Source organism: Mycobacterium sp. 1081908.1, from assembly GCF_001673535.1.
Lineage (GTDB): Bacteria > Actinomycetota > Actinomycetes > Mycobacteriales > Mycobacteriaceae > Mycobacterium.
Genome location: NZ_LZLY01000058.1, coordinates 20,577 through 43,563 on the forward strand (window position 1 = coordinate 20,577; position 22,987 = coordinate 43,563).

Below are 22,987 nucleotides of genomic sequence, written 5' to 3' on the forward strand. Positions count from 1 at the left end.
TTCTGCACACGCTCGCGGTCAGTTCGGCGTCTCGGATTCCCAGGTCCACCCCGAGATCGCCGGGTCGTCCTCGCCGTGCTCGCGGGTGTAGGCGCGGGCGGCGAGGCGGGCGTCGACCATGCGCTGGCGCAGCACGGCCGCCTGGCTGGCCAGCCCGTCGACCCGGTCGATGACGTCCATGACGAGGTGGAACCGATCGAGGTCGTTGAGCATCACCATGTCGAACGGCGTCGTCGTGGTGCCGCGCTCCTTGAAGCCGCGCACGTGCAGGTGCGCGTGGTTGGCGCGGGAATAGGTGAGCCGGTGGATCAGCCACGGGTAACCGTGGTAGGCGAAGATGACCGGCTTGTCGCGGGTGAACAGCGCGTCGAACTCCCTGTCCGGCAAGCCATGTGGGTGCTCGGAGTCGGGCTGCAGCCGCATCAAGTCGACGACGTTGACCACCCGCACGGCCAGGCCGGGCAGCTCGCGCCGCAGGATGTCGGCGGCGGCCAGGGTCTCCAGCGTCGGGATGTCGCCGGCGCAGGCCAGCACCACGTCGGGCTCCGCGGTGGCCGTGCTCGCCCACTCCCAGATGCCCAGGCCGCGCGCGCAGTGGGCGATGGCCTGGTCCATGTCCAGGTAGGCCAGCGCGGGCTGCTTGCCGGCGACGATCACGTTGACGTAGTTGCGGCTGCGCAGGCAGTGGTCCGCCACCGAGAGCAGCGTGTTGCCGTCGGGCGGGAGGTACACCCGCGTCAGCTCGGCCCGCTTGTTCGCGACCAGGTCGATGAACCCGGGGTCCTGGTGCGACGCGCCGTTGTGGTCCTGGCGCCACACGTGGGAGGTCAGCAGGTAATTCAGCGACGCGATCGGCCGCCGCCACGGCAGCTCCCGGCTGGTGGCCAGCCACTTCGCGTGCTGGTTGAGCATCGAGTCGACGATGTGCACGAACGCCTCGTAGCAGTTGAACAGCCCGTGCCGCCCGGTCAGCAGGTAGCCCTCCAGCCAGCCCTGGCACAGGTGCTCGGAGAGCACCTCCATCACGCGCCCATCGGGCGCGAGGTGCTCGTCGTCAGGGCCGATCTCGGAGAGCCACACCTTGTCGGTCGACCCGTAGACGGCGTCGAGGCGGTTGGAGGCGGTCTCGTCGGGACCCATCAGCCGGAATCGATCGGAGTTGCGGGCGATCACGTCGCGCAGGAAGGTGCCCAGTATCCGGGTGGCCTCGTGCGTCTCGGCCGCCGGCTGCGGCACCGCGACGGCGTAGTCGCGGAAGTCCGGCAGGTCGAGGTCGTGCAGCAGCAGCCCGCCGTTGGCGTGCGGGTTGGCGCTCATCCGCCGATCGCCGCGCGGCGCCAGCGCGCGCAACTCGGGGCGCAGCGCGCCGTTGCCGTCGAACAACTCCTCGGGCCGGTAGCTGCGCAGCCATTCCTCCAGCTGCGCGCGGTGCGCGGGATTGTCGTGGGTCTCGGCCAGCGGAACCTGGTGCGCCCGCCAGGTGCCCTCGACCTTCTTGCCGTCCACCACCTTCGGACCGGTCCAGCCCTTCGGGGTGCGCAGCACGATCATCGGCCAGACGGGTCGGTCGGTGCGGCCGCCGGTGCGGGCGGCGCGCTGGATGGCGGCGATGTCGTCGAACGCGTCGTCGAGCGCGGCGGCCAGCTGCTGGTGCACGTTGGCCGGGTCGTCCCCGGCGACGGTGATGGGCCGGTAGCCATACCCGCGCAGCAGGGATTCGAGTTCGGCGTGGGGGATCCGGGCCAGCACGGTCGGGTTGGCGATCTTGTAGCCGTTGAGCTGCAGGATGGGCAGCACGGCGCCGTCGGTGACCGGGTTCAGGAACTTGTTGGAGTGCCAGCCGGCGGCCAGGGGGCCGGTCTCGGCCTCGCCGTCGCCCACGACGCACGCCACCACCAGGTCCGGGTTGTCGAACGCCGCCCCGTAGGCGTGCACCAGCGCGTAGCCGAGCTCGCCGCCCTCGTGGATCGATCCCGGCGTCTGGGCCGCGACGTGGCTGGGGATGCCGCCGGGAAAGGAGAACTGCCGGAACAACTTCCGCAGCCCCTCGGCGTCCTCCTCGATGCCGGTGTACACCTCGCTGTAGGTGCCCTCCAGGTACGCGTTGGCGACCAGCCCGGGCCCGCCATGCCCGGGCCCGGTGACGTAGATGACGCTGGCGTCGCGGTTGCGGATGACCCGGTTCAGGTGCGCATAGATGAGGTTGAGTCCGGGCGTGGTGCCCCAGTGACCCAACAGCCGGGGTTTGACGTGCTCGGACGACAACGGTTCGGCCAAAAGCGGGTTGTCCAGCAGATAGATCTGTCCGACCGAGAGGTAATTGGCTGCGCGCCAATACTTGTCGATGAGGGCAAGCTCGTCGTCGGGGAGGGCTGCGACATTGGTGGTCGAGGTTTGTACAGTCACCCCGCCGATTGTCCCCGCCTCAGCTGAACGACGCCCCTCTACTCTTCGCCCCGGGCCCTCGCCTCGTAGGCCCTGCGCTTCTCGACGTCGACGTCGTCGGTGAAGACGTGGTCGCCGCCGAGCAGGCGGTTGAGCCCCTCGGCGAGCCTGCGCGGCCAGAATTTCTGGGACACCACCATCGCGCCGGCGGCCTTCGTGATCCGCACCCGCGGCTTCGGGTGGGCCACCAGCCCGACGATCGCCTCGGCGATCTCGGCGGGCTCGGCGTTGCGGAATCCCTTCATGCCGGGTGTCCCGGCGACGAGCTCGGTGTTGACGAACGTCGGCAACACCGTGGAGAACTCCACCCCGGCCGGGCGGTACTCCAGCCGCGCCGAGTCGGTGAACGCGATCACCGCGTGCTTGCTGGCGCAGTAGCTGGCCAGCCCGACGATGTAGAGCTCGCCGGCCAGCGAGGCGACGTTGATGACGTGCCCCGATCCGCGGGGGACCATGCGCTGCGCCGCCAGCTTGCTGCCCAGGATGACGCCGTAGACGTTGATGTCGAGAATGCGCCGCGTGACCGCGTCCGGCTCGTCGATGATCCGGCCGACGGGCATGATGCCGGCGTTGTTGATCAGCACGTCGATCGGCCCCAGCTGGCGCTCGACCTCGTCGAGGAAGTCGCCGAACGAATGCGCGTCGGTGACGTCGAGTTTCCCGTAGACGTCGAGGCCGAGCGCGGCGCCCGACTCCTTGACCCGGACCTCGTCGATGTCCCCGATCGCGACCTTGGCGCCCAGGTTGTGCAGCGCGGTCGCGGTCGCCAGCCCGATCCCGCGGGCGCCACCGGTGATCACGATCACCTTGTCGCGGACCTTCAGGCCGATCGATGCCGCATCTGCCATGGTGGGTCCTCCCAAAAAAAGTTGACGGGTGTCAGGTTTGCGATGGGGTAAGCACAGCACTCGACGCGGCGCCGCGCAAATGGCGCCGAACACGCCGATACTCACAACCGTGACCGAGGTGCGGGCGGCCGTCCCGGGGGACGCCGACGAGGTGGCCCGGGTGCAGGTGCGGTCGTGGCGGTCGGCGTACCGGGGCCTGATCGCCCAGGACTTCCTCGACGGCCTCACGCCCGAGTTCTTCGCCGACCGATACACGTTCGGTCGGATGGGGCTCCGGCTGCCGTCGACCATGGTCGCCGTCGACGGGTCCGCGATCCGCGGCCTGGCCACCACGGGGCTGTGCCGCGAGACGGAGTTCCCGAATTTCGGTGAGCTGATGGCGATCTACGTCGATCCCGCGCACGTGCGCAGGGGCGTCGGGCGGCTGCTGATGGCGGCCGCGCGGGCGCGGCTCCGCGCGGCCGGCGTCGCGGGCGCGCTGCTGTGGGTGCTGGAGGGCAACACCCCGGCGCGGCGGTTCTACGAACGGGACGGGTGGCATTTCGACGGCGCTTGCCGCACAACGTATTTCGGAAACGCGGCCGCGCGCCAGGTCCGCTACCGCTGCCTGTTCGTCTGCGGAAAGCCGTGATTGGCGATGCCGGTGGCCAGGCAGTTGCCGATCGGACCGTGCTGGTCGAACATCGTTGCGACGCCGTTGGCCAACCCGGCGTGGCCGCACTGGGTCATGGCGGCCAGCCCGACGAACGGCCCATCGGGCGGGCGGACCAGCGCCAGCGTGTAGTCGGCGTTGATGAAGTGCAGTCCGTTGGTCCCGTACTGGCAGACCGCGCTGGTGGCATCGGCGGCCATCGCCGCGCGCGTCGTCGGGGTGGCATCCTCGCCGAGTATCAGCGGCACCACGAAACGCACCCACAGGAACTTCTGACATGCCTGCTGCAGGGCAGAGAAATCGCACTCGGTTCGGTCGGGCTCGTCGCTGTTGAAGGCCCAGACGTGCAGCGGGTAGTCCTCGGGCACCGGGCTCGGGGTGCGCGGGATCGCGGGCATCGAGACCGGAGACGACCAAATCGTGTTGTCGGGCTGCTCGCCGAGGCGCAGGAAAACCGCCCTGGCTGTCGCGACCGCGGTGTCGGCCTGCGTCAAGACGGCGTCGGCGAGCCGGACGCGTCCGCCGTCCCGGTGCACCGTGGTCGTGACCGCGCATGGTTGCAACAGGGCGCGTCGAGGCAAATCGACTGTCAGGCGGGCCAATTGGAAGTCGGGATCACCGAAATCGCGTTCGATCGTCCGGCACAACAATCCGCCGACGTTCTGGCCCGCGACATACGGGCCCCACGGTCCGGCGGCCAGCGCCGTGGGCACGTAGAACCCACCGTCGGGAACGAAGATCGCCCGAGCCATCTCGTCGCCACCCATGCTTATTGCAGGCTCAGCCACACCAGGCTGGCGCCGCCCACCAGGGCGCAGTAGACGGCGAACGGCGTGAGGGTGCGCGTCTGGAAGTACCGGGTCAGGAACCGCACGGCCAGGTAGGCGCAGACGAAGGAGGCGACGCTGCCGGCCAGCACCTGGCCGCCGATCCCGGCCCCCAGCGGCCCGAACAGGTCGGGAATCTTGTAGACGCCGGCCGCCAGGATGATCGGCGTGGCGAGCAGGAACGAGAAGCGGGCGGCGTCCTCGTGCGAGAGCCCGCGCCACAGGCCGGCCACCATCGCGATGCCGGAGCGGCTGATGCCGGGCAGCAGCGCCAAGATCTGGGACGAGCCGATCACCAGCCCGCGGGCCATCGGCAGTTGGGCCAGCCGGTTGTCGATGGCCTCGCCGCGGTGGTCCTCGTGCTCTTCGTCGCCGGTCGGCGAGACGCGGCGGCGCAGCACCTCGCCGGCATACAGCGCGATGCCGTTGAGCAACAGGAATGCCGCCGCGGGAATGGGTTTGCCCAGCGTGGTGCGGAACAGGTGCTCGAGGGCCACCCCGGCCAGGCCCACCGGGATCGTGGCGACGACGATCAGCCAGGCCAGCCGCTCGTCGGGCGTCTGGATCCGGCGGTACCGCAGCGAGGCGAAGAAGCCGGCGACGATCCGCAACCAGTCCCGCCAGAAGAACACCAGCAGCGCGGCGGCGGTGGCGACGTGCAGGCCGACGATGAACGCGAGGTACGGCGATTCGGGGGTGGACACGTTGAGGTCCCGGGCCCATTGCCCACCGACCAGCGCCGGCACCAACACGGAGTGCCCGAGGCTGGAGACCGGGAACAGCTCGGTGACGCCCTGGAACGCGCCGACTACCACCGCCTCGACGTAGCTCAACTGCGCGGTCATTGGGTGGGGACGCCTCCATCCGGGATCGTGGGCGAGAACCGGCAAGAACTACCGAGCGTAGCGGGTCCGAATTCGCGCACGAACCGGCTTGGGCGGCTGCGCATTTGGCCGCCGGACAAGTGCTCGCGGGTGGCCGCTGACCAGGCAGGTACGGTGGGCGGATGGCGGAGGGGCTGCTCGAAACCGTGCGCGTGCTGGACCTGTCCAGCGGCAGCGCCGACGCGGTGAGCCGCCTGTTCGCCGATCTCGGCGCCGACGTCCTCAAGACCGAATTCCCCGGTGGCAGCCTGGGGCGCGACGACCTGCCGGCGCTGGCCGGCGCGAGCATCCCGTTCGCGCTGCACAACGCGAACAAGCGGGCCGCGGTGCTGGACCCGCTCGAGGACAGCGACTGCGCACGGTTCCTGGACCTGGCCGCCGAGGCCGACATCGTCGTGGACAGCGGGCTGGCCGGACACGTCGGCGCCTTCGGGATATCGGGCGCGGAGCTGGCGGCCCGCTACCCGCATCTCGTGGTGCTGTCGGTCACCGACTTCGGCGAGACGGGGCCGCGGTCGGCGTGGCGTGCCACCGACGCGGTGTTGTTCGCGATGTGCGGCGCGTTGTCGCGTTCGGGTCCGACCACCGGCACCCCGGTGTTGCCGCCGGACGGCATCGCCTCGGCCACCGCCGCCGTGCAGGCGGCGTGGGCGGCGCTCGTCGCCTACTACAACCGGTTGCGCTGCGGCACAGGCGATTACATCGACTTCTCGCGGTTCGACGCCGTCGTGATGGCGCTCGACCCGGCGTTCGGCGCGCACGGGCAGGTCGCCGCCGGGGTCCGCCACAGCGGGCGGTGGCGCGGGCGCCCGAAGAACCAGGACGCCTACCCGATCTGCCCGTGCAAGGACGGGTACGTCCGGTTGTGCGTGATGGCGCCGCGGCAGTGGCGGGGGTTGCGTCGCTGGCTGGGGGAGCCCGAGGAGTTTCAGGACCCCAAATACGACGAGATCGGGGCCCGGATGGCGGCCTGGCCCGAGATCAGCGTGCTGGCGCAGGCGCTGTTCGCCGACCGGACGATGAAGGACCTGGTGGCCGCGGGGCAGGCGCACGGGGTGCCGATCGCCGCGGTGCTGCCGCCGTCCTGGGTGCTGGGCGCCGAGCATTTCCAAGAGGTGGGCGCCATCACCGAGGCCGAGCTGCTGCCGCGGGTTCGGACCAGCGTGCCCACCGGATATTTCGTCGTCGACGGGCAGCGCGCGGGTTTCCGCACGCCGGCCCCGGCCACGGGGCAGGACGAACCGTATTGGCGCGGGAACCCGGTGCTGGTGCGGGCGCCGTCGGGCAGGGTCGGCGACTATCCGCTCACCGGGCTGCGGATCCTCGACCTGGGCATCATCGTCGCGGGCGGCGAGCTGAGCCGGCTGTTCGGCGACCTCGGCGCCGAGGTCATCAAGGTCGAAAGCGCCGATTATCCCGACGGGCTGCGGCAGGCCCGCGCGGGCGACGCCATGAGCGAGTCGTTCGCGTGGACCCACCGCAATCACCTCGGCCTGGGCCTGGACCTGCGCAGCGCCGAGGGCAAGTCCATCTTCGGCCGGCTGGTCGCCGAGGCCGACGCGGTGTTCGCCAACTTCAAGCCGGGAACCCTTACCGCCCTAGGCTTTAACTACGAGGCGCTGCGCGCCGTCAACCCGCGGATCGTGCTCGCTGGCAGCAGCGCCTACGGCAACGGCGGCCCCTGGCGCACCCGGCTGGGCTACGGTCCGCTGGTCCGCGCCGCCACCGGGGTCACCCGGCTGTGGACGTCGCAGGACGCGGTCGACGAGGCCGGCACCCGGCGGCACGCCTTCTACGACGCGACGACGATCTTCCCCGATCACGTCGTCGGGCGGGTCAGCGCCATCGCCGCGCTGGCCGCGCTGATCCATCGCGACCGCACCGGCGGCGGCGCCCACGTCCACGTCTCGCAGGCCGAGGTCGTGATCAACCAGCTCGACACGCTGTACGTCACCGAGGCCGCGCTGGCCGCGGGCATCGGCCCAATCCGCCACGACACCAGCCTGCACGCGGTGTATCCGTGCGCGGGCGACGACGAATGGTGCGTCATCTCCATCGGCTCGGACGACGAATGGCGCTGCCTCGCAGACCTTGTCGACCATCCGCAATGGGCCGACGACCCGCGGTTCGCGACCGGCGAGTCGCGCCTGGCCAACCGCCGCGAGCTGGTCGAGCTGGTGTCGGCCTGGACTCGCACCCGCACCCCGACGCGCAACGCCGAGCTGCTGCAGGCGGCCGGGGTCGCCGCCGGACCGATGAACCGCCCGCCCGACATCCTCGAAGACCCCCAGCTGATCGAGCGAAAACTGTTCATCGCCATGACCCATCCGCTGATCGAGCGCCCGATGCCCGCGGAGACGGGCCCCGCGCCGTTTCAGCACATCCCGCCGGCCCCACAACGCCCGGCGCCCCTGCCGGGCCAGGACACCCGCGAGATCTGCCGGAATCTGCTCGGGATGAGCGCGGAAGAGACCGAGCGGCTGATCCGCGACGGCGTGCTGTTCGCGACCGCGGACTAGTTCGGCTGGCATTCCCGACGTGGCGCCGAGCGTGCGGCTGGCCGCACGTTGACTGCCGAGCGTGCGGCTGGCCGCACGTTGGATGCCGAACGCCGGCCGGATCCATAGCCACGCTAAATTCGTCGCATGACCGTCGATCCCAGGACACCGGTGTTGATCGGCTACGGCCAGGTCAACCACCGCGACGAAATCGACCCCGCCACGCGGTCGGTCGAACCGGTGGACCTGATGGCCGCCGCGGCCCGGCAGGCCGCGGACGCCCGGGTGATCGAGGCCGTGGACTCCATCCGCGTGGTGAACGTGTTGTCGGCGCACTACCGCGACCCCGCGCTGCTGCTGGGCGAGCGGCTCGGCGCCACGGGCTTCACCACCCGGTACAGCCCCGTCGGGGGCAACGTCCCGCAGTCCCTGGTCAACCACGCCTGCCTGGACATCCAGCGCGGCCGGGCCGGTGTCGTGCTGCTCGCGGGGGCGGAAACCTGGCGCACCCGCCGGGGCCTCAAAGCCAAGGGCGGCAGGCTCGAGTGGACCGTGCAGGACGAGTCCCTGCCGGCGGCCGAGGTCATCGGCGAGGACGTGCCGATGTTCGGCGAGGCGGAGCTGAAGAGCGGCCTGAACCTGCCGGCCTTCGTCTACCCGCTGTTCGAGCAGGCGCTTCGCGTCGCCAGCGGCGAATCCGTCGACGACCACCTCGAGCGCATCAGCGAACTGTGGGCGCGGTTCAACGCCGTCGCGGTCGACAACCCGCACGCGTGGATCCGCAAACCGGTGACCGCCGAGGAAATCCGGCGGCCCGGGCCGCAGAACCGGATGATCAGCTGGCCCTACACCAAGCTGATGAACTCCAACAACATGGTCGACCAGGGCGCCGCGCTGGTCCTGGCGTCGGTCGAACAAGCGCAGCGCCTGCGCGTCCCCGCCGACCGGTGGGTCTTCCCCCACGCCGGCGCCGACGCGCACGACACCCCGTCCATCGCCGAGCGCGACGAGCTGCACCGCTCGGCGGCCATCCGGATCGCCGGCGCCCGGGCGCTGCAGCTGGCCGGCCTGGGGATCGACGACGTCGACTACGTCGACCTGTACTCCTGCTTCCCCTCCGCCGTTCAGGTCGCCGCGGCCGAGCTCGGGCTGCGCCTCGACGACCCGGCCCGCCCGCTCACCGTTACCGGCGGGCTGACCTTCGCGGGCGGCCCGTGGAGCAACTACGTGATGCATTCCATCGCCACGATGGCCGAGCTGCTGGCGGCCCACCCCGGGCGCCGGGGCCTCATCACCGGCAACGGCGGTTACCTGACCAAACACAGCTTCGGCGTCTACAGCACCGAGCCGCCGGCCGAATTCCGCTGGGAGGACGCGCAGCCGGCGGTGGACCGCGAGCCCACCCGCGAGGGCCTGGTCGAGTGGGACGGCGTCGGGACCGTCGAAGCGTGGACCACACCGGTCGACCGCGACGGGCGACCCGAGAAGGCGTTCGTGGCGGTGCGCACGCCCGACGGGGCCCGCACCCTGGCCGTCATCGCCGATCCCGGCGCCGCCGCAGCGACCGTGTGCGAGGACATCGGTGGCGCCAAGGTTGCCGTCACCCCGGACGGCATCGCGGCGCTGCGGTAACCGGCCGGCTACATCGCCATAGCCAAAAGACCCCAAAACGGGGCAACGGTCGCGTAAGGGACACCAACTTGCCTATTGTCGGGTTGGACGTTGGGGGAGGTGAGCCCAGGTGCACGTCCTGGTTACCGACGCCACCGGCGCAATAGGGCGGCTGGTCGCACGGCAGCTGATCGCTGCCGGGCACACGGTCAGCGGGATTGCCGAGCATCCCCATCCCTGCCTGGACCCCGCCGTCGGGTTAGTTTGCGCGCCGCTGACCGACCCCGTCCTGCAAGACCTGGCCGACGAAGCCGACGCGGTGATCCACCTGGCCCCGGTCGACATCAGCGCCCCCGGCGGCGCGGACATCGACGGGGTCGCCCATGTGACCCACGCGGCCGCCCGCGCCGGCGCGCGGCTGCTGTTCGTGTCCCAGGCCGCCGGCCGGCCGGAGCTGTATCGACCCGCCGAGGAGCTGGTGTCCACGAGCTGGGCGCCCAGCCTGGTCGTCCGGATCGCGCCGCCGGCCGGCCGCCAGCTCGACTGGATGGTGTGCCGCACCGTGGCGACGTTGCTGCGCACCAAGATTTCCGCGGCCTCGACCCGGCCGATGCGCGTCCTGCACGTCGACGACCTGGTGCGGTTCCTGGTTTTCTCGCTGGACACCGACCGCACCGGCGCGGTGGACCTCGCCACCCCGGACACCACCAACGTGGTCACCGCGTGGCGCCTGCTGCGAGCGGTCGGCCCGCGTTCGCGACTGAACGGCGTTCGCAGCTGGCCGAAATTGATCCCCAAGATGGATATCACTGCGGTGCAAGAGGATTGGGGTTTCGAATTCGGCTGGCAAGCGCTCGATGCGGTCGCCGACACCGCCCGCGGCCTCGCCGGGCGGCGGCTCCTTCCCGACGGCGCCCTCAGCCACGGCGGCCAGGTGGCGCTCCCGGTCGAGGTCCTGCCGCGGCCCCGTCCGTCCGACGAATTGCGCAGCGCGGCCCCGGACGGCATGGAGGGTGAGTTCGACGACCGGATCGATCCCCGGTTTCCGGTCTTCAGCGCGGCCCGCCTGGCCGAGGCGCTGCCCGGTCCGCTGACCCCGATAACGCTCGACGTTCAGCTCAGCGGGCTGCGCACGGCCAGCCGGGTGATGGGCCAGGTGCTCGCGCTCGGCGGCGTGGTCGACGACGAGTGGAGCAGCCGGGCGATCGCGGTCTTCGGCCACCGCGCCTACGTCGGGGTGTCGGCCAACGTCGTCGCCGCCACCCAGCTGCCCGGATGGGACCAGCACGCCGTCGCCCGGCACGCCCTGGCCGACCAGCCGCAGGTGGGCGACGTCCTGCCATTCGGCGAACCGAAGCTGGCCGAGGGGGCGCTGGGGTCGCTCGCCAAGGCGGTCGTGACGGCGCGCTCGCTGACGGTGATGCGCCACCTCAAGCGGGACACGATGGCCTACGGCGCGGCCGCGACTGCCGAACACGCCGACGCCGGGCAGCTGGCCGCGCTGCCGGACGCCGCGCTCGAGGTTCGGGTGCCGCTGCTGCGGGATCGCATCCACCAGGGCTGGATCCTCACGGCGCTGTGGCTGATCGATTCGGGCGTCACCGCGGCGGCGCTGGAACCCACGCGTGCCGCCTCCCGGGTGTCGGGGCTGGGCATGATGATGGAAAGCACCCGCATCGCGGCCGAGACCGCCCAGCTGGCGGCGGCGTTGCGAAGCGATCCGCCGTTGTGCGCGCTGGCCGCCGAGGGCAACATCGGCAGCATCCGCGCCCTGTCTCCCGACACCGCCGGCGCCCTCGACGCCGCCGTCGCCAGGATCGGGCACCGCGGGCCGGGGGAGGCCGAGCTGGCCGGCCCGGTGTTCAGCGACGACCCGGCGATGCTGCTGACGGCGGCCGCCGAGGTGGCGCAAGCCGCGGCGGTCACCGAGCCGGCCCGGCCGCCGACGCTCGTGCGGCGAGTGGCCGCCAACGCGCGCGGCTCGCGCGAGCTGGCCCACGACACCACCATCCGGTTCACCCACGAACTGCGGATGACGTTGCGCGAGTTGGGGTCTCGACGGGTCACGGCGGACCTGCTCGACGCCGTCGACGACGTTTACTACCTCACCTGCGACGAGCTGGTCACCATGCCCGCCGACGCTCGGCTGCGCGTCAAGCGCCGCCGCGCCGAACGGGAGCGGCTGCAGGTGCAGCGCCCGCCCGACGTGATCGACGGGACCTGGGCCCCCGTCGACCAGCGGGACGACGCCTGACCGGCATCAACCCACCAGCCCGCGCAAGAACAGCGCGTTGCGCACGGCGTGGCCGCCCAGATCGTTGTTGAAATACATCCACACGTCCCTGCCCTCGCCGTCCCATTCGCCGATCCGGTCGGCCCAGCGCCGCAGGTCGTCGTGCGAGTAGCAACCGGCGTAGATCGCCTCCTGATCCGGGCCGTGCATCCGCACGTACACCAGATCCGTGGTGGCGCGCGGCACGCACGCCAGCCCGGCGCCGCTCATCACCACGTACGCGGCGCGGCGGCGTGCCAGCAAGTCGTACACGGCCGGCTCGTTCCAGGACGGGTGGCGCAGCTCGACGGCCACCCGGATGGGCTCGGGCACCTGACCCAGGAAGGCGTCCAGGCGCGCGTCGTCGCGCTGCTGCTCGGGGTGCAGCTGGACGAGCAGCACCCCGCGGCGGTCGCCCAGCAGCTGCCAGCAGCGCTCGAACCGCTCGATCCATGGTTCCGGGGAGGATAGCCGGCGGTAGTGGCTCAGCCCGCGATGCGCCTTGACCGACATCCGGAATCCGTCGGGCAGCTGATCGCGCCAACCGGCGAACGTCGAATCCTTGGGCCACCGATAGAAACTCGCGTTCAGTTCGACGGTGTCGAAGACCTCGACGTAGCGGGCCAACCGGCGCGCCGAGGGCAAACCGGTCGGATAGAGGACATCCGCCCAGTGGTTGTAGGACCATCCGGAGGTACCGATCCGTACGGTCAATGCCGGCTCAACCTGCCACCCGCCGGCGCACGTCGTCGTCCAGCGACGCCCGGACGAGCGCGGCCGCCAGCCGTGAATTAGCCTGGGGCGCAAGGGCTCCCAGCTTCGCCGGCTGCGCGGGCAGGCCCAATCTCTTGGCCGTCGCGGTGGCGCGGTCGTCGAAGTACGGGCGCACCCAGGGCCAGACGTCTTGCACCTCACGCAGGAAGATGTCGGCGCCGGTGTCGCCAATTCCGTTGAATTTCTTCAGCATCCGTTTCGCCGCGGCGACGTCGTGGCGGCTGCTTCCCGCGATTTCGCGCAGATCGCCGTGATACTCGTCGCGGACCCGCTCGGCCATGTCGGTGAGCCGGGTGGCCGAACTCTCGTCGTACCGCACGTAGTGGGCGCGGCCGAACGCGCCGATCGTGCTGCGCCGGTCGGAGGCCAGGACGGCCTTGGGGGAGCGCAGGCCCGCCTTGAACAATTCACGGCCGGCGCTCATCGCGATGGCGGCGTCGATCGGCTTGCTGGCGAGCATGCACAGCACCAGCAACTGGAACAGTGGCATCGGCTTGTCGCGGATCTTGACGCCGGCCTCGGCCGCGTACGTTGTGCCGGCGACTTTGATCAGCCGGCGGACCACTTCCTCGCGCTTGTCCACAGGCACCGCTTACCCGCGCCGTCTTCGGGCAAACGGCTGCTGTCACTTCGGGGGCAGGCCGCGGGCGTAGCCGGCGCCCCGGGTGACCCAATCCTGCAGTTGCCGTTTGGTTCGCACTCCGTCGGCGTCGACGCGCAGCCAGCCGCGGGCCTCCCGGCCCGCCATCACCATGGGGCCGACGTGGGCGCGCGTCAACAGTTTGTCGGTGTCCTCCGGCGGCACCCGCACCAGCAGTCCGCCCTGCCCGCTGGCGGCGACCGACATGTTGCCGTTGATCAAGAACGCCAGACCACCGAACATTCGCTTTTCCTCGACGCCGCGCTGGGCGCCGAGCAGTTCGCGGATCCGGTTGGCCAGGTCTTCGTCGTAGGCCATGGGCCGACCTTAACCCCGAGGTACGACAAGCGCCGAGCCGTAATTTTGCAGGGAAACAGCCGCCCCCTTTCGGGGGCGGCTGCCACATTCCGGCTTTTAGGGACCGGTTTTAGCCGGGCGTTCCGACGCCGCCGTTCACGTTGCCTCCGGCCCCGCCCGCGGGCGTGTACGCCTGGAAGCCGGCAGACGTGTTGACGCCCCACTGGCCCAGCTGCGGGTTGAACACGACCGGAAGCTGGGTGCCGTCAGGGTCACCAACCGGCGGAATCCAGGTGGCCGGGAGCCCGTAGCTGCCCGGGTCGTTGTAGTGCCCCGGCGGCGGGAAATTGTTCTGGCCCGGGGGAAGCGGCGTGCCCGGCCCGTTGCAGTTGACGCCCGGTCCGCCGTTACAAATCGGTTGTCCAGGCAGGTTGGGGCCCGGCACCTGCCCCGGGCCCGGCACGTTCGGGCCCGGCACGTTGGGGCCCGGTCCCGGCACATTCGGGCCGGGATCGGCTTGCGCGAAACCGGCGCCGATAAGGGCCGCAGATCCGAGGCCACCGGCCATCGCGGCGGTGGCGGCGATCTTGTTGAGCTTCATGTGAACTCCTTGTCCAGCTTGGCTGCGACGCGCGCAGCACACCAGCATTGACGGTGTTGTTCCGTTGTTTCCCCAGCTCCGGGTTTGGGCCGAGGCACAGGGGATAACCCCCTGGTTCCTCGGCTACCCGGGACGGGAGAGACGAAAACACGCTCGCGGCAATTTATTGCCAGCGGACTGCCAGCTGTTCGACAAGCGATCGGCAGCCAACGCCCCTAGGCGGCGACGGTCGCGGCCTGCGGCACGGGTTCGAGCGCCTGCGCGACGATCTCGGCGACGTCGGTCATCGGCTTCACCTCCAGCGCGGCGAGCACCTCGGCCGGGACGTCGTCCAGGTCCGGCTCGTTGCGCGACGGGATGAAAACCGTTGACAGGCCGGCACGCTGGGCGGCCAGCAGCTTCTGCTTCACGCCGCCAATCGGGAGCACCCGCCCGTTCAGCGTGACCTCGCCGGTCATGCCGACATCGCTGCGCACCTGGCGCCCGGTGGCCATCGACACCAGCGCGGTGACCATCGTGACGCCGGCCGAAGGGCCGTCCTTGGGCACCGCACCGGCGGGCACGTGCACGTGAATGCGCCGGTCCAGCGCCTGGGGGTCGACGCCCAGCTCAGCGGCGTGCGAGCGCACGTAGGACAGCGCGATCTGCGCCGATTCCTTCATCACGTCGCCCAACTGACCGGTCAACTGCAGGCCGGGCTCGCCGTCGGTGGCGCCCGCCTCGATGTAGAGCACGTCGCCGCCCAGGCCGGTCACGGCCAGGCCGGTGGCCACGCCGGGCACCGCGGTCCGTTCGGCAGACTCCGGGGTGAACCGCGGACGGCCCAGGTAGCCAACCAAATCGGGCTCGTCGATGGTCACCGGCTCGTCGGCGATCTTCGTCGTCACCTTGCGCAGCGCCTTGGCCAGCAGCCGTTCGAACTGCCGAACCCCCGGCTCGCGGGTGTAATCCGCGGCGATCTTGCGCAGCGCGGCGTCGGTGACGGCGACCTCGTCGTCGTTCAGCGCCGCCCGTTCCCGCTGCCGGGGCAGCAGGTAATCGCGCGCGATGGCGACCTTGTCGTCCTCGGTGTAGCCGTCGATCTGAACCAGCTCCATGCGGTCCAGCAGGGCCGACGGGATGTTCTCGATCACGTTGGCGGTCGCCAGGAACACCACATCGGACAGGTCCAGGTCCAAATCCAGGTAGTGGTCGCGGAACGTGTGGTTCTGCGCCGGGTCGAGCACCTCGAGCAGCGCCGCGCTCGGGTCGCCCCGGTAGTCGGAGCCGACCTTGTCGATCTCGTCCAGCAGCACAACGGGATTCATCGACCCCGCCTCGCCGATCGCGCGCACGATCCGGCCCGGCAGCGCGCCCACGTAGGTGCGCCGGTGCCCGCGGATCTCGGCCTCGTCGCGCACGCCGCCCAGGGCGACGCGCACGAACTTGCGGCCCAGCGCCCGGGCCACGCTCTCGCCGAGCGACGTCTTGCCGACGCCGGGGGGACCGGCCAGCACCATCACGGCGCCGGAGCCACGCCCGCCGACGACCTGCAGCCCGCGCTGCGCCCGGCGCGTGCGAACGGCCAGGTATTCGACGATGCGGTCCTTGACGTCGTCCAGCCCGTGGTGGTCGGCGTCCAGGATTGCCCGCGCCGCCGTCAGGTCGGTCGAGTCCTCGGTCCGCACGTTCCAGGGCAGGTCGAGCACGGTGTCCAGCCAGGTGCGAATCCAGCCGCTCTCCGGGCTTTGGTCGCTGGCGCGTTCCAGCTTGCCGACCTCGCGCAGCGCGGCCTCGCGCACCTTTTCGGGCAGGTCGGCGGCCTCGACGCGGGCCCGGTAGTCATCGGACCCGTCCGGCTCGCCCTCGCCCAGCTCCTTGCGGATGGCCGCGAGCTGCTGGCGCAGCAGGAACTCCTTCTGCGTTTTCTCCATGCCGTCGCGGACGTCCTCGGCGATTTTCTCGTTGACCTCGACCTCGGCCAAATGCGAGCTGGTCCAGTCGATCAGGACTCGCAGCCGCTCGGCCACGTCCACGGTTTCCAGCAGCTGACGCTTCTGCACGTCGGTCAGGTAGGACGCGTACCCGGACGTGTCCGCCAGCGCCGACGGATCGGTCAGGCTGTTGACGTAGTCGACGATCTGCCAGGCCTCGCGGCGCTGCAGCATGGCGAGCAGCAGCTTCTTGTATTCCGCGGCCAGGGCCTTGATTTCGTCGGTCGGCTCCGGCTCCGGGGCTTCGGTCACCTCGACCCACAGCGCGGCACCGGGTCCCGACGCGCCGGCCCCGATGTGTGCCCGGCGCTCGCCACGCACGACGGCGGCGGTGCCGCCGCCCGCGATCCGGCCGACCTGCAGAATCTTCGCGATCACGCCGTGGGTCGGGTACCGGTCGTCCAGCCGGGGAGCGATCAGCAGCTGGCCCGACTCGCTGGCCTGCGCGGCGTCGATCGCCGCCCGCGCGGCGTCGTCCAGCGCAATCGGCACCACCATTCCGGGCAACACGATCGTCCCGGTGAACAACACCGGCACGGACTTGGCTTCAGCCATCAATCCTCCAAAAGTTGAGTCTGATGCGCTTAACCCAGCCCGCCACCGGTTTGTTCCCGGGACCGCGGCCTTCACACCGGCTTTACGCTGGCGGCGAAACGGGCCCCAACCGGCGCAGCTGCGTCACGTGCTTGGGCGAAAGCTCCTCGAGGCAGGTCGCGCCCAGCAGCGCCATCGTCCGCGTCACCCCGCTCTGCAGGATCTCGATGGCGCGGGTCACGCCCGCCTCGCCGCCGGCCATCAGTCCGTACAGGTAGGCGCGCCCGACCAGCGTGCACCGCGCGCCCAGCGCGATAGCCGCGACGATGTCGGCGCCGGACATGATGCCCGTGTCGACCAGGATCTCGGTGTGCTTGCCCAGCTCGCGGGCGACCGTGGGCAGCAGGTGAAACGGCACCGGGGCGCGATCCAGCTGGCGCCCACCGTGATTGGACAACACGATGCCGTCGGCGCCGCGGTCGACGACGGCGCGGGCATCGTCGAGCGTCTGGATCCCCTTGACCACCAGCTTGCCGGGCCATTGGGCCTTGATCCATTCCAGGTCGTCGAAGGTCAGGCTGGGGTCGAACATCGTGCTGAGGTATTCGCCGACGGTGCCCGACCAGCGATCCAGCGACGCGAACGCCAGCGGCTCGGTGGTCAGCAGGTCGAACCACCACTTCGGGTGGGGCACCGCGTCCAGCACGGTGCGCAGCGTCAGCGTCGGCGGGATCGTCATGCCGTTGCGGTTGTCGCGCAGCCGCACACCGGCGACCGGGACGTCGACGGTGGCCAGCAGGGTGTCGAAGCCCGCGTCGGCCGCGCGCTTCACCAGCGCCATCGAGCGCTCCCGATCGCGCCACATGTACAGCTGGAACCACTTGCGGCCCTGGGGAACCGCGTTGACCAGATCTTCGATCGCCGTGGTGCCCAGGGTGGAAAGCGAGAACGGGATCCCCGCCCGCGCGGCCGCACGGGCGCCGGCGATCTCGCCCTCGGTGTGCATCAGCCGGGTGAATCCGGTGGGCGCGATCCCGAACGGCAGCACGACCGGCTGGCCCAGCACATCCCATCCGGCGGTTACGTTGGAGACGTCGCGCAGGATGGTCGGGTGAAACTCGATGTCGCGGAACGCTTGTCGGGCCCGCGCGATGGACAGCTCGTCCTCGGCGGCGCCGTCGGTGTAGTCGAATGCCGCCTTGGGGGTGCGGCGTTTGGCGATGCGGCGCAGGTCCTCGATGGTGTACGCGGCGGCCAGGCGGCGCTTGGTCGGGTCGAGCTGCGGCCGTTTGAATTGGATCAGCGGCGCCAGATCGCGCGCCTTGGGCACTCGTCGTTTGACGGCCATGTGTGCAACCGTAGTCGTGTGGCATCGGCAAGCGACCCATTCGATCTGAGACGTTTCGTGTCGGCCCAGTCCGGGATCTACCGCACCGCCGTGGAAGAGCTGCGCGACGGACGAAAACGCGGTCACTGGATGTGGTTCGTCTTCCCACAATTGCGCGGTCTGGGCAGCAGTCCAATGGCGGCCCGCTACGGCATTACGTCGCTCGAGGAAGCCCGCGCCTATCTGCAGCATGAGCTCCTGGGGCCGCGACTACACGAGTGCACTCAGCTGGTCAACGAGGTGCAGGACCGCTCGATCATCGACATCTTCGGTTCGCCCGATGACCTCAAGCTGCGCTCGTCGATGACGCTGTTCGCCCACGCGACCGACGATAACCACGACTTCGTCACCCTGCTCGACAACTACTTCTACGGCCAGGAGGACCCTCTGACCTTGGCGCGGCTGACAGACCCCTAGGCCGGGCCTTTCGGGCGTTGAGTGTGAATCGCGGCCCTTGCGTGTGAGCCCGGGGCGGAGAATTCGGCGAAATCCCGCCCGGAGCGCACGCTGAAAACCCTCATCGCACAGTCAAGCCCGCAAGGCGCTCCCGGGACAGCTAGGCCGGGCTTAGGATCCGCCAGCCGTGCGGCTCGACTACCACCGCGTCGAGAACTTCCGGTGGCGGCGCCGACGACCCGGCGACGACCTGTGCGCGCGGCCAGCCCACGCCCGGCAGCGCGAGGCGCATCGGCTCGTCGCCGATGTTGAGCGCGACCAGCAGCGCGTTGTCACCGCTGCGGGTCTCGTAGACGTAGTGCCGGTTTTCCAGCCGCAACGCAGTCGTCGAGGCCCCATGCAGCCAGGCATGGCGACGGCGCAGCCCGACGAGGAACTGGTGCAAGGCCCACATCTGCGCGCCGAACTCATCCAATTCCAGTGGGGGAGTATCGAACTCGGGGCGAACCGCGTCGTCGCCGCCGTACCGCTCTTCCTTGATGCCGCGGAATCCGAGCTCGTCACCGGCGTACACGCTGGGCACCCCACCGACGGTGAGCAGGATCACCAGCGCGTGGGCCACGTGCTCGGGTCGGTCGAGCCGGCTGGCGATGCGGGTGACGTCGTGATTGCCGATGAACGTCAGCGGGGCGAAGCCGGCCAGAAACGCGTTGTGGCGCTGCAGCGCCCAGTCCAGCTCGAAGAAGTTGCCGTCGTTGAGGCTGCTCCAGATCGCCTTCCACAGCTCGTACTGGGTCGCCGAGTCGAACTTGGCCGCCTCGACCACCGCGGCGTAGTCCCCGTGGATGAGCTCGCCGACGAACCACGCATCGGGATGCTGCTCGCGCACCCGCGGCAGCGTCGACGCCCAGAATTGTTCCGGCACAATGTATGCCGCGTCCAGGCGCCAGCCGTCGGCGCCGCGACGCAGCCAGTGCGTCATCACGTCGACGGTGTAGTCGATGACCTCGGGGTTGTCATGGTTGAGCGTGATCAGTTCCGAGTGGCCCTCGAACGTGCCGCCGCTGAACCAGCCCGGCGCCTCGTCGCGATAGCGCGGAAAGTCCACGCCGACGTGATTGAACACGCCGTCGAGCAGGATGCGCAGCCCGCGGCGCTTGGCCTGCTCGACGAGGTAGTCGAAGTCGCCGTCGTCACCGAGCCGGGGATCGATCCGGTAGTGATCGGTGGTGTCGTAACCGTGTGTGCGCGAGGCGAATATCGGCCCCAGCGCGACGCCCGACGCCCCCAGCGCGATGGCATGGTCGAACCAGTCGACGAGCCGCCGCAGCCGATGTTGGCTCGGCTGCGGCGGCTCGGACTGCGGAAATGCCCCGACGAACCCCAGCGGATAGACCTGCCACCAAATCGCGTGCTCTACCCAGGCTGGCGTGGTCACTGGTCAGCCGACGGCGGTCAGCGTCTGGGAGGCGACGATCGCCTGCGCCACACCCGCGACGATCGCCGCGGCCTTCAGCGCCTCCAGGATGGCCTCGCGATCCACACCCGCCTCGCGCAGCGTGTGCTCGTGCGCGACCACGCAGTGCGAACACCCGTTGATCGACGACACCGCGAAGGACCACAGCTCGAAATTCGCCTTGTCCACACCCGGATTGGCGATGATGTTCATCCGCAACCCGGCCCGCAGATCGTCGTACTGGCCGTCCAGGAAGCCGCGGCCCCGGTAGAACACGTTGTTCATGCCCATGATGGACGCGGCCCCCAGCGCCGCCTGGTACGCCTCGGCCGACAGGTAGTCGCCCGCCTCGGCACCAATCTCGGCCAGCACCTGGGTGTTTCGCGTGGCCGCGGCGCTGGCCAGCAGGGTGCCCCACAGCTGCTCCTCGCTCAGCAGGGTGCTGCGGGTGATCGAGCCCAGGTTGAGCTTGAGGTCCTTGGCGTACTCGGGCAGCGCGGCCTTGAGGTTTTCGACGCTCATCCCGCCCCCTTTATGCCGATGCCTTGAGCAGCTCGCCGGCGTCGATCGTCGGGTCGCCCTTGCGCCAGTTGCACGCGCACAGCTCGTCGGATTGCAACGCGTCCAGCACTCGCAGCACCTCGTCGACATTACGCCCCACGGATCCGGCGGTCGCCGAGACGAATTGGATTTCGTTATTCGGATCGACGATGAACGTGACCCGGTCGGCAACTCCGTCGGCGTTCAGCACGCCCGTGGCCAGCGAAAGCTCCCGCTTGATGTCCGAAAGCATCGGGAAGGGCAGCTTCTTGAGGTCTTCGTGCTGCGCGCGCCACTGGAAGTGCACGAACTCGCTGTCGATCGAGACACCGAGCACCTGTGTGTCGCGGTCCTCGAACTCGTCGTTGAGCTTGCCGAACGCCGCGATCTCCGTCGGGCACACGAACGTGAAGTCCTTGGGCCAGAAGAAGATAACGCGCCACTTGCCGTTGTGGTCCTCGTTGGTGATGGTAGTGAAGTAGTCGCCGGGTTGCTTGGCGTCGACCTTCGACAGGTCGCCACCGATCAGCGCGGTGAGCTGGTAGGCGGGGAATTGATCGCCGATCGTCAGCAGGGACATGCCGCTCCTTAACTGGAATTATTCAAAATTAGCCGTCTGTCACCATGATGCCGCCCCGCCGATTTGAAGTAAAGGTGATATATCACACTATACTTATTGGCATGCCCGATAAGACCTATCAGCCGACCATCGCCGGTCTCCGCGCGTTCGTCGCGGTGGCCGAAAAGCAGCACTTCAGCAGCGCCGCAACAACTCTCGGCGTCAGCCAGTCGACACTCTCGCAGGCGCTGGCGGCGCTGGAGGCGGGTCTGGGCACGCAGCTGATCGAAAGGTCGACCCGGCGTGTCTTCTTGACTACGGAGGGCACGCAGCTCCTGCCCCGCGCCCAGGCCGTGGTCGACGCCGTCGACGCGTTCAGTGCCGCCGCCGCGGGCGCGTCCGATCCGCTGCAGGCCGGCGTGCGGCTGGGGATGATCCCCACCGTGGCGCCCTACGTGCTGCCGACGGTGCTGGCCGGGCTGGCCGAACAACTGCCGTCGCTCACGTTGCGGGTGGTCGAGGACCAAACCGAACGGCTGCTGCGGCTGCTGCGCGAGGGGGCGCTGGACGCAGCGCTGATCGCGTTGCCGGCGGACGCTGTCGGGTTGACCGCCGTCCCGATCTATGACGAGGATTTCGTGCTCGCGCTGCCGCCCGGGCACCCGCTGTCCGGCAAGCGCCGGGTGCCGGCGACCGCGCTGGCCGAGCTGCCGCTGCTGCTGTTGGACGAGGGCCACTGCCTGCGCGACCAGGCGCTGGACGTCTGCCAGAAGGCCGGCGTTCGGGCGGAGCTGGCCAACACCCGCGCCGCGTCGCTGGCCACCGCGGTGCAGTGCGTGACCGGCGGGCTGGGGGTGACCCTCATCCCGCAGAGCGCGGTGCCGGTCGAGGCCGCCAGGAGCCGGCTCGGCCTCGCGCAGTTCGCCGCGCCCCGCCCGGGCCGGCGGATCGGCCTGGTGTTTCGCTCCTCGAGCGGCCGCGACGAGTCCTACCGGCAACTGGCGGCGACGATCGGCAAATTGATCGGCCAGCAACACCAGGTACAGCCGGTCAAATAGTCGTCCGCCGGCGGTAAGTTCGGCGCATGGAAAAGGTGATCGCGGTCCTGATGCGCTCGGAGCCGGACGACGACTGGTGCGCCCGGCAACGGGGTCACGTCGCCGACGCGCTGTTGGAACTGGGCCTGTTCGGCCTCCAGGTGAACGTTCGGGACGGCGCGGTGCGTCACTCGCTGATGACGCTGACGACCATGGACCCGCCGGCGGCCGCGGTGGTTAGCATGTGGACCCAGCAATGCTATGGCGACCAGGCGCAGGCGGCGCTGAAGTTCCTCGCCCAGGAATGCGACCAGCTGGCCGCCTACCTGGTGACCGAGTCGGTTCCGCTGGCCGCGCCGCCGACCGAACCCGGTTGTCGCACAACGGGTCTGGCCAACATCGCGTTGCTGCGACGCCCCGCGCATCTGGACCAGGCGACCTGGCTGGCCCGCTGGCAGGGGGACCACACCTCGGTGGCCATCGAGACGCAGTCGACGTTCGGCTACACCCAGAACTGGGTGGTGCGGGCCCTCACCCGGGACGCCCCGGGAATCGCGGGCATCGTCGAGGAGTTGTTCCCCGAGGAGGCGATCACCGATCTCAAGGCCTTCTTCGGTGCCGCCGACGACGACGACCTGCAACACCGGCTCGGCCGGATGGTCGCCAGCACAACTGCATTCGGCGCGAACGAGAACATCGACACCGTGCCGACCAGCCGCTACGTGTTCAGGACACCATTTCGGGATTGAGGACCGC

20 protein-coding genes are annotated in these 22,987 nt (G+C 69.9%); 7 read left to right on the forward strand and 13 right to left on the reverse strand.

The window, feature by feature from the left end; genetic code table 11:
- Positions 1-18 precede the first annotated feature (18 nt).
- Complete coding sequence (locus A5655_RS08550) at positions 19-2,406, reverse strand: phosphoketolase (RefSeq protein ID WP_067008199.1); 2,388 nt, start codon at positions 2,404-2,406, stop codon at positions 19-21.
- A gap of 38 nt (positions 2,407-2,444) precedes the next feature.
- Positions 2,445-3,293: an SDR family oxidoreductase gene (locus tag A5655_RS08555; protein ID WP_067008202.1), complete on the reverse strand. Its 849-nt coding sequence runs from the start codon at positions 3,291-3,293 to the stop codon at positions 2,445-2,447.
- Positions 3,294-3,402: 109 nt separating this feature from the next.
- Here A5655_RS08555 and A5655_RS08560 point away from each other — a divergent pair, with 109 nt between their 5' ends.
- Entirely contained in the window at positions 3,403-3,924 is a 522-nt protein-coding gene (locus A5655_RS08560) for a GNAT family N-acetyltransferase (protein ID WP_067008321.1), read from the forward strand.
- On the opposite strand, the gene A5655_RS08565 is transcribed toward A5655_RS08560, so the two are convergent.
- Both A5655_RS08565 and A5655_RS08570 read right to left on the reverse strand, forming a co-directional pair.
- Positions 3,891-4,697, reverse strand: coding sequence for an acyl-CoA thioesterase domain-containing protein (locus A5655_RS08565; RefSeq protein WP_067008319.1), 807 nt, complete (start codon positions 4,695-4,697; stop codon positions 3,891-3,893). The genes A5655_RS08560 and A5655_RS08565 overlap by 34 nt on opposite strands.
- Before the next feature lie 17 nt (positions 4,698-4,714).
- Complete coding sequence (locus A5655_RS08570) at positions 4,715-5,617, reverse strand: undecaprenyl-diphosphate phosphatase (protein WP_067008204.1); 903 nt, start codon at positions 5,615-5,617, stop codon at positions 4,715-4,717.
- 161 nt (positions 5,618-5,778) lie between these two features.
- Between A5655_RS08570 and A5655_RS08575 the strand changes: the two genes are divergently transcribed.
- The 3 genes from A5655_RS08575 to A5655_RS08585 all read left to right on the forward strand — a co-directional run bounded on the left by A5655_RS08575 (position 5,779) and on the right by A5655_RS08585 (position 12,019).
- Entirely contained in the window at positions 5,779-8,175 is a 2,397-nt protein-coding gene (locus tag A5655_RS08575) for a CoA transferase (RefSeq protein WP_067008205.1), read from the forward strand.
- A 126-nt stretch (positions 8,176-8,301) separates the two neighbouring features.
- Positions 8,302-9,786: an acetyl-CoA acetyltransferase gene (locus tag A5655_RS08580; protein WP_067008206.1), complete on the forward strand. Its 1,485-nt coding sequence runs from the start codon at positions 8,302-8,304 to the stop codon at positions 9,784-9,786.
- Between the two features lie 109 nt (positions 9,787-9,895).
- Positions 9,896-12,019: an NAD-dependent epimerase/dehydratase family protein gene (locus A5655_RS08585; RefSeq protein WP_067008207.1), complete on the forward strand. Its 2,124-nt coding sequence runs from the start codon at positions 9,896-9,898 to the stop codon at positions 12,017-12,019.
- A 6-nt stretch (positions 12,020-12,025) separates the two neighbouring features.
- On the opposite strand, the gene A5655_RS08590 is transcribed toward A5655_RS08585, so the two are convergent.
- The 6 genes from A5655_RS08590 to A5655_RS08615 all read right to left on the reverse strand — a co-directional run bounded on the left by A5655_RS08590 (position 12,026) and on the right by A5655_RS08615 (position 18,204).
- Positions 12,026-12,751, reverse strand: a complete 726-nt coding sequence (locus A5655_RS08590) for a DUF72 domain-containing protein (protein ID WP_067008208.1) — start codon at positions 12,749-12,751, stop codon at positions 12,026-12,028.
- A gap of 7 nt (positions 12,752-12,758) precedes the next feature.
- Entirely contained in the window at positions 12,759-13,394 is a 636-nt protein-coding gene (locus A5655_RS08595; RefSeq protein WP_067008215.1) for an endonuclease, read from the reverse strand.
- Positions 13,395-13,436: 42 nt separating this feature from the next.
- Positions 13,437-13,769 (reverse strand): TfoX/Sxy family protein, encoded by a 333-nt coding sequence (locus A5655_RS08600; RefSeq protein WP_067008218.1) that lies wholly within the window; start codon positions 13,767-13,769, stop codon positions 13,437-13,439.
- A gap of 109 nt (positions 13,770-13,878) precedes the next feature.
- Positions 13,879-14,349 carry a hypothetical protein gene (locus A5655_RS27050; protein ID WP_082978561.1) on the reverse strand — a complete coding sequence of 157 codons (471 nt, stop codon included), beginning with the start codon at positions 14,347-14,349 and terminating at the stop codon, positions 13,879-13,881.
- A gap of 215 nt (positions 14,350-14,564) precedes the next feature.
- Entirely contained in the window at positions 14,565-16,877 is a 2,313-nt protein-coding gene (lon, locus tag A5655_RS08610; RefSeq protein WP_067008221.1) for an endopeptidase La, read from the reverse strand.
- An 82-nt stretch (positions 16,878-16,959) separates the two neighbouring features.
- On the reverse strand, positions 16,960-18,204 hold the full coding sequence (locus A5655_RS08615; RefSeq protein WP_067008224.1) for an alpha-hydroxy acid oxidase: 1,245 nt from the start codon (positions 18,202-18,204) through the stop codon (positions 16,960-16,962).
- A gap of 18 nt (positions 18,205-18,222) precedes the next feature.
- On the opposite strand from A5655_RS08615, the gene A5655_RS08620 reads away from it, so the two are divergent.
- A complete protein-coding gene (locus A5655_RS08620; RefSeq protein WP_067008226.1) occupies positions 18,223-18,660 on the forward strand; it encodes a DUF1810 domain-containing protein in 438 nt (145 codons plus the stop codon).
- Between the two features lie 139 nt (positions 18,661-18,799).
- On the opposite strand, the gene A5655_RS08625 is transcribed toward A5655_RS08620, so the two are convergent.
- Genes A5655_RS08625 through A5655_RS08635 form a run of 3 tightly spaced genes read right to left on the reverse strand, consistent with a single transcriptional unit; the run spans position 18,800 to position 21,215 of the window.
- Entirely contained in the window at positions 18,800-20,077 is a 1,278-nt protein-coding gene (locus A5655_RS08625) for an alpha-amylase family protein (protein WP_067008232.1), read from the reverse strand.
- 3 nt (positions 20,078-20,080) lie between these two features.
- Positions 20,081-20,617, reverse strand: a complete 537-nt coding sequence (locus tag A5655_RS08630) for an alkyl hydroperoxide reductase (RefSeq protein WP_067008234.1) — start codon at positions 20,615-20,617, stop codon at positions 20,081-20,083.
- Positions 20,618-20,627: 10 nt separating this feature from the next.
- Positions 20,628-21,215, reverse strand: a complete 588-nt coding sequence (locus A5655_RS08635; RefSeq protein ID WP_067008238.1) for a peroxiredoxin — start codon at positions 21,213-21,215, stop codon at positions 20,628-20,630.
- 101 nt (positions 21,216-21,316) lie between these two features.
- On the opposite strand from A5655_RS08635, the gene A5655_RS08640 reads away from it, so the two are divergent.
- Positions 21,317-22,252, forward strand: coding sequence for a hydrogen peroxide-inducible genes activator (locus A5655_RS08640; RefSeq protein ID WP_067008241.1), 936 nt, complete (start codon positions 21,317-21,319; stop codon positions 22,250-22,252).
- A 26-nt stretch (positions 22,253-22,278) separates the two neighbouring features.
- On the forward strand, positions 22,279-22,980 hold the full coding sequence (locus A5655_RS08645) for a hypothetical protein (RefSeq protein WP_067008245.1): 702 nt from the start codon (positions 22,279-22,281) through the stop codon (positions 22,978-22,980).
- The last annotated feature ends 7 nt before the right edge of the window (positions 22,981-22,987 follow it).

Excerpts from the sequence above, each read along its gene's own strand:
- lon (WP_067008221.1), bottom strand. The coding sequence starts at position 16,877 with ATGGCTGAAGCCAAGTCCGTGCCGGTGTTGTTCACCGGGACGATCGTG.
- A5655_RS08565 (WP_067008319.1), bottom strand. The coding sequence starts at position 4,697 with ATGGCTCGGGCGATCTTCGTTCCCGACGGTGGGTTCTACGTGCCCACG.
- A5655_RS08575 (WP_067008205.1), top strand. The coding sequence starts at position 5,779 with ATGGCGGAGGGGCTGCTCGAAACCGTGCGCGTGCTGGACCTGTCCAGC.
- A5655_RS08600 (WP_067008218.1), bottom strand. The coding sequence starts at position 13,769 with ATGGCCTACGACGAAGACCTGGCCAACCGGATCCGCGAACTGCTCGGC.
- A5655_RS08615 (WP_067008224.1), bottom strand. The coding sequence starts at position 18,204 with ATGGCCGTCAAACGACGAGTGCCCAAGGCGCGCGATCTGGCGCCGCTG.
- A5655_RS08640 (WP_067008241.1), top strand. The coding sequence starts at position 21,317 with ATGCCCGATAAGACCTATCAGCCGACCATCGCCGGTCTCCGCGCGTTC.
- A5655_RS08635 (WP_067008238.1), bottom strand. The coding sequence starts at position 21,215 with ATGTCCCTGCTGACGATCGGCGATCAATTCCCCGCCTACCAGCTCACC.
- A5655_RS27050 (WP_082978561.1), bottom strand. The coding sequence starts at position 14,349 with ATGAAGCTCAACAAGATCGCCGCCACCGCCGCGATGGCCGGTGGCCTC.
- A5655_RS08570 (WP_067008204.1), bottom strand. The coding sequence starts at position 5,617 with ATGACCGCGCAGTTGAGCTACGTCGAGGCGGTGGTAGTCGGCGCGTTC.
- A5655_RS08555 (WP_067008202.1), bottom strand. The coding sequence starts at position 3,293 with ATGGCAGATGCGGCATCGATCGGCCTGAAGGTCCGCGACAAGGTGATC.
- A5655_RS08645 (WP_067008245.1), top strand. The coding sequence starts at position 22,279 with ATGGAAAAGGTGATCGCGGTCCTGATGCGCTCGGAGCCGGACGACGAC.
- A5655_RS08630 (WP_067008234.1), bottom strand. The coding sequence starts at position 20,617 with ATGAGCGTCGAAAACCTCAAGGCCGCGCTGCCCGAGTACGCCAAGGAC.
- A5655_RS08580 (WP_067008206.1), top strand. The coding sequence starts at position 8,302 with ATGACCGTCGATCCCAGGACACCGGTGTTGATCGGCTACGGCCAGGTC.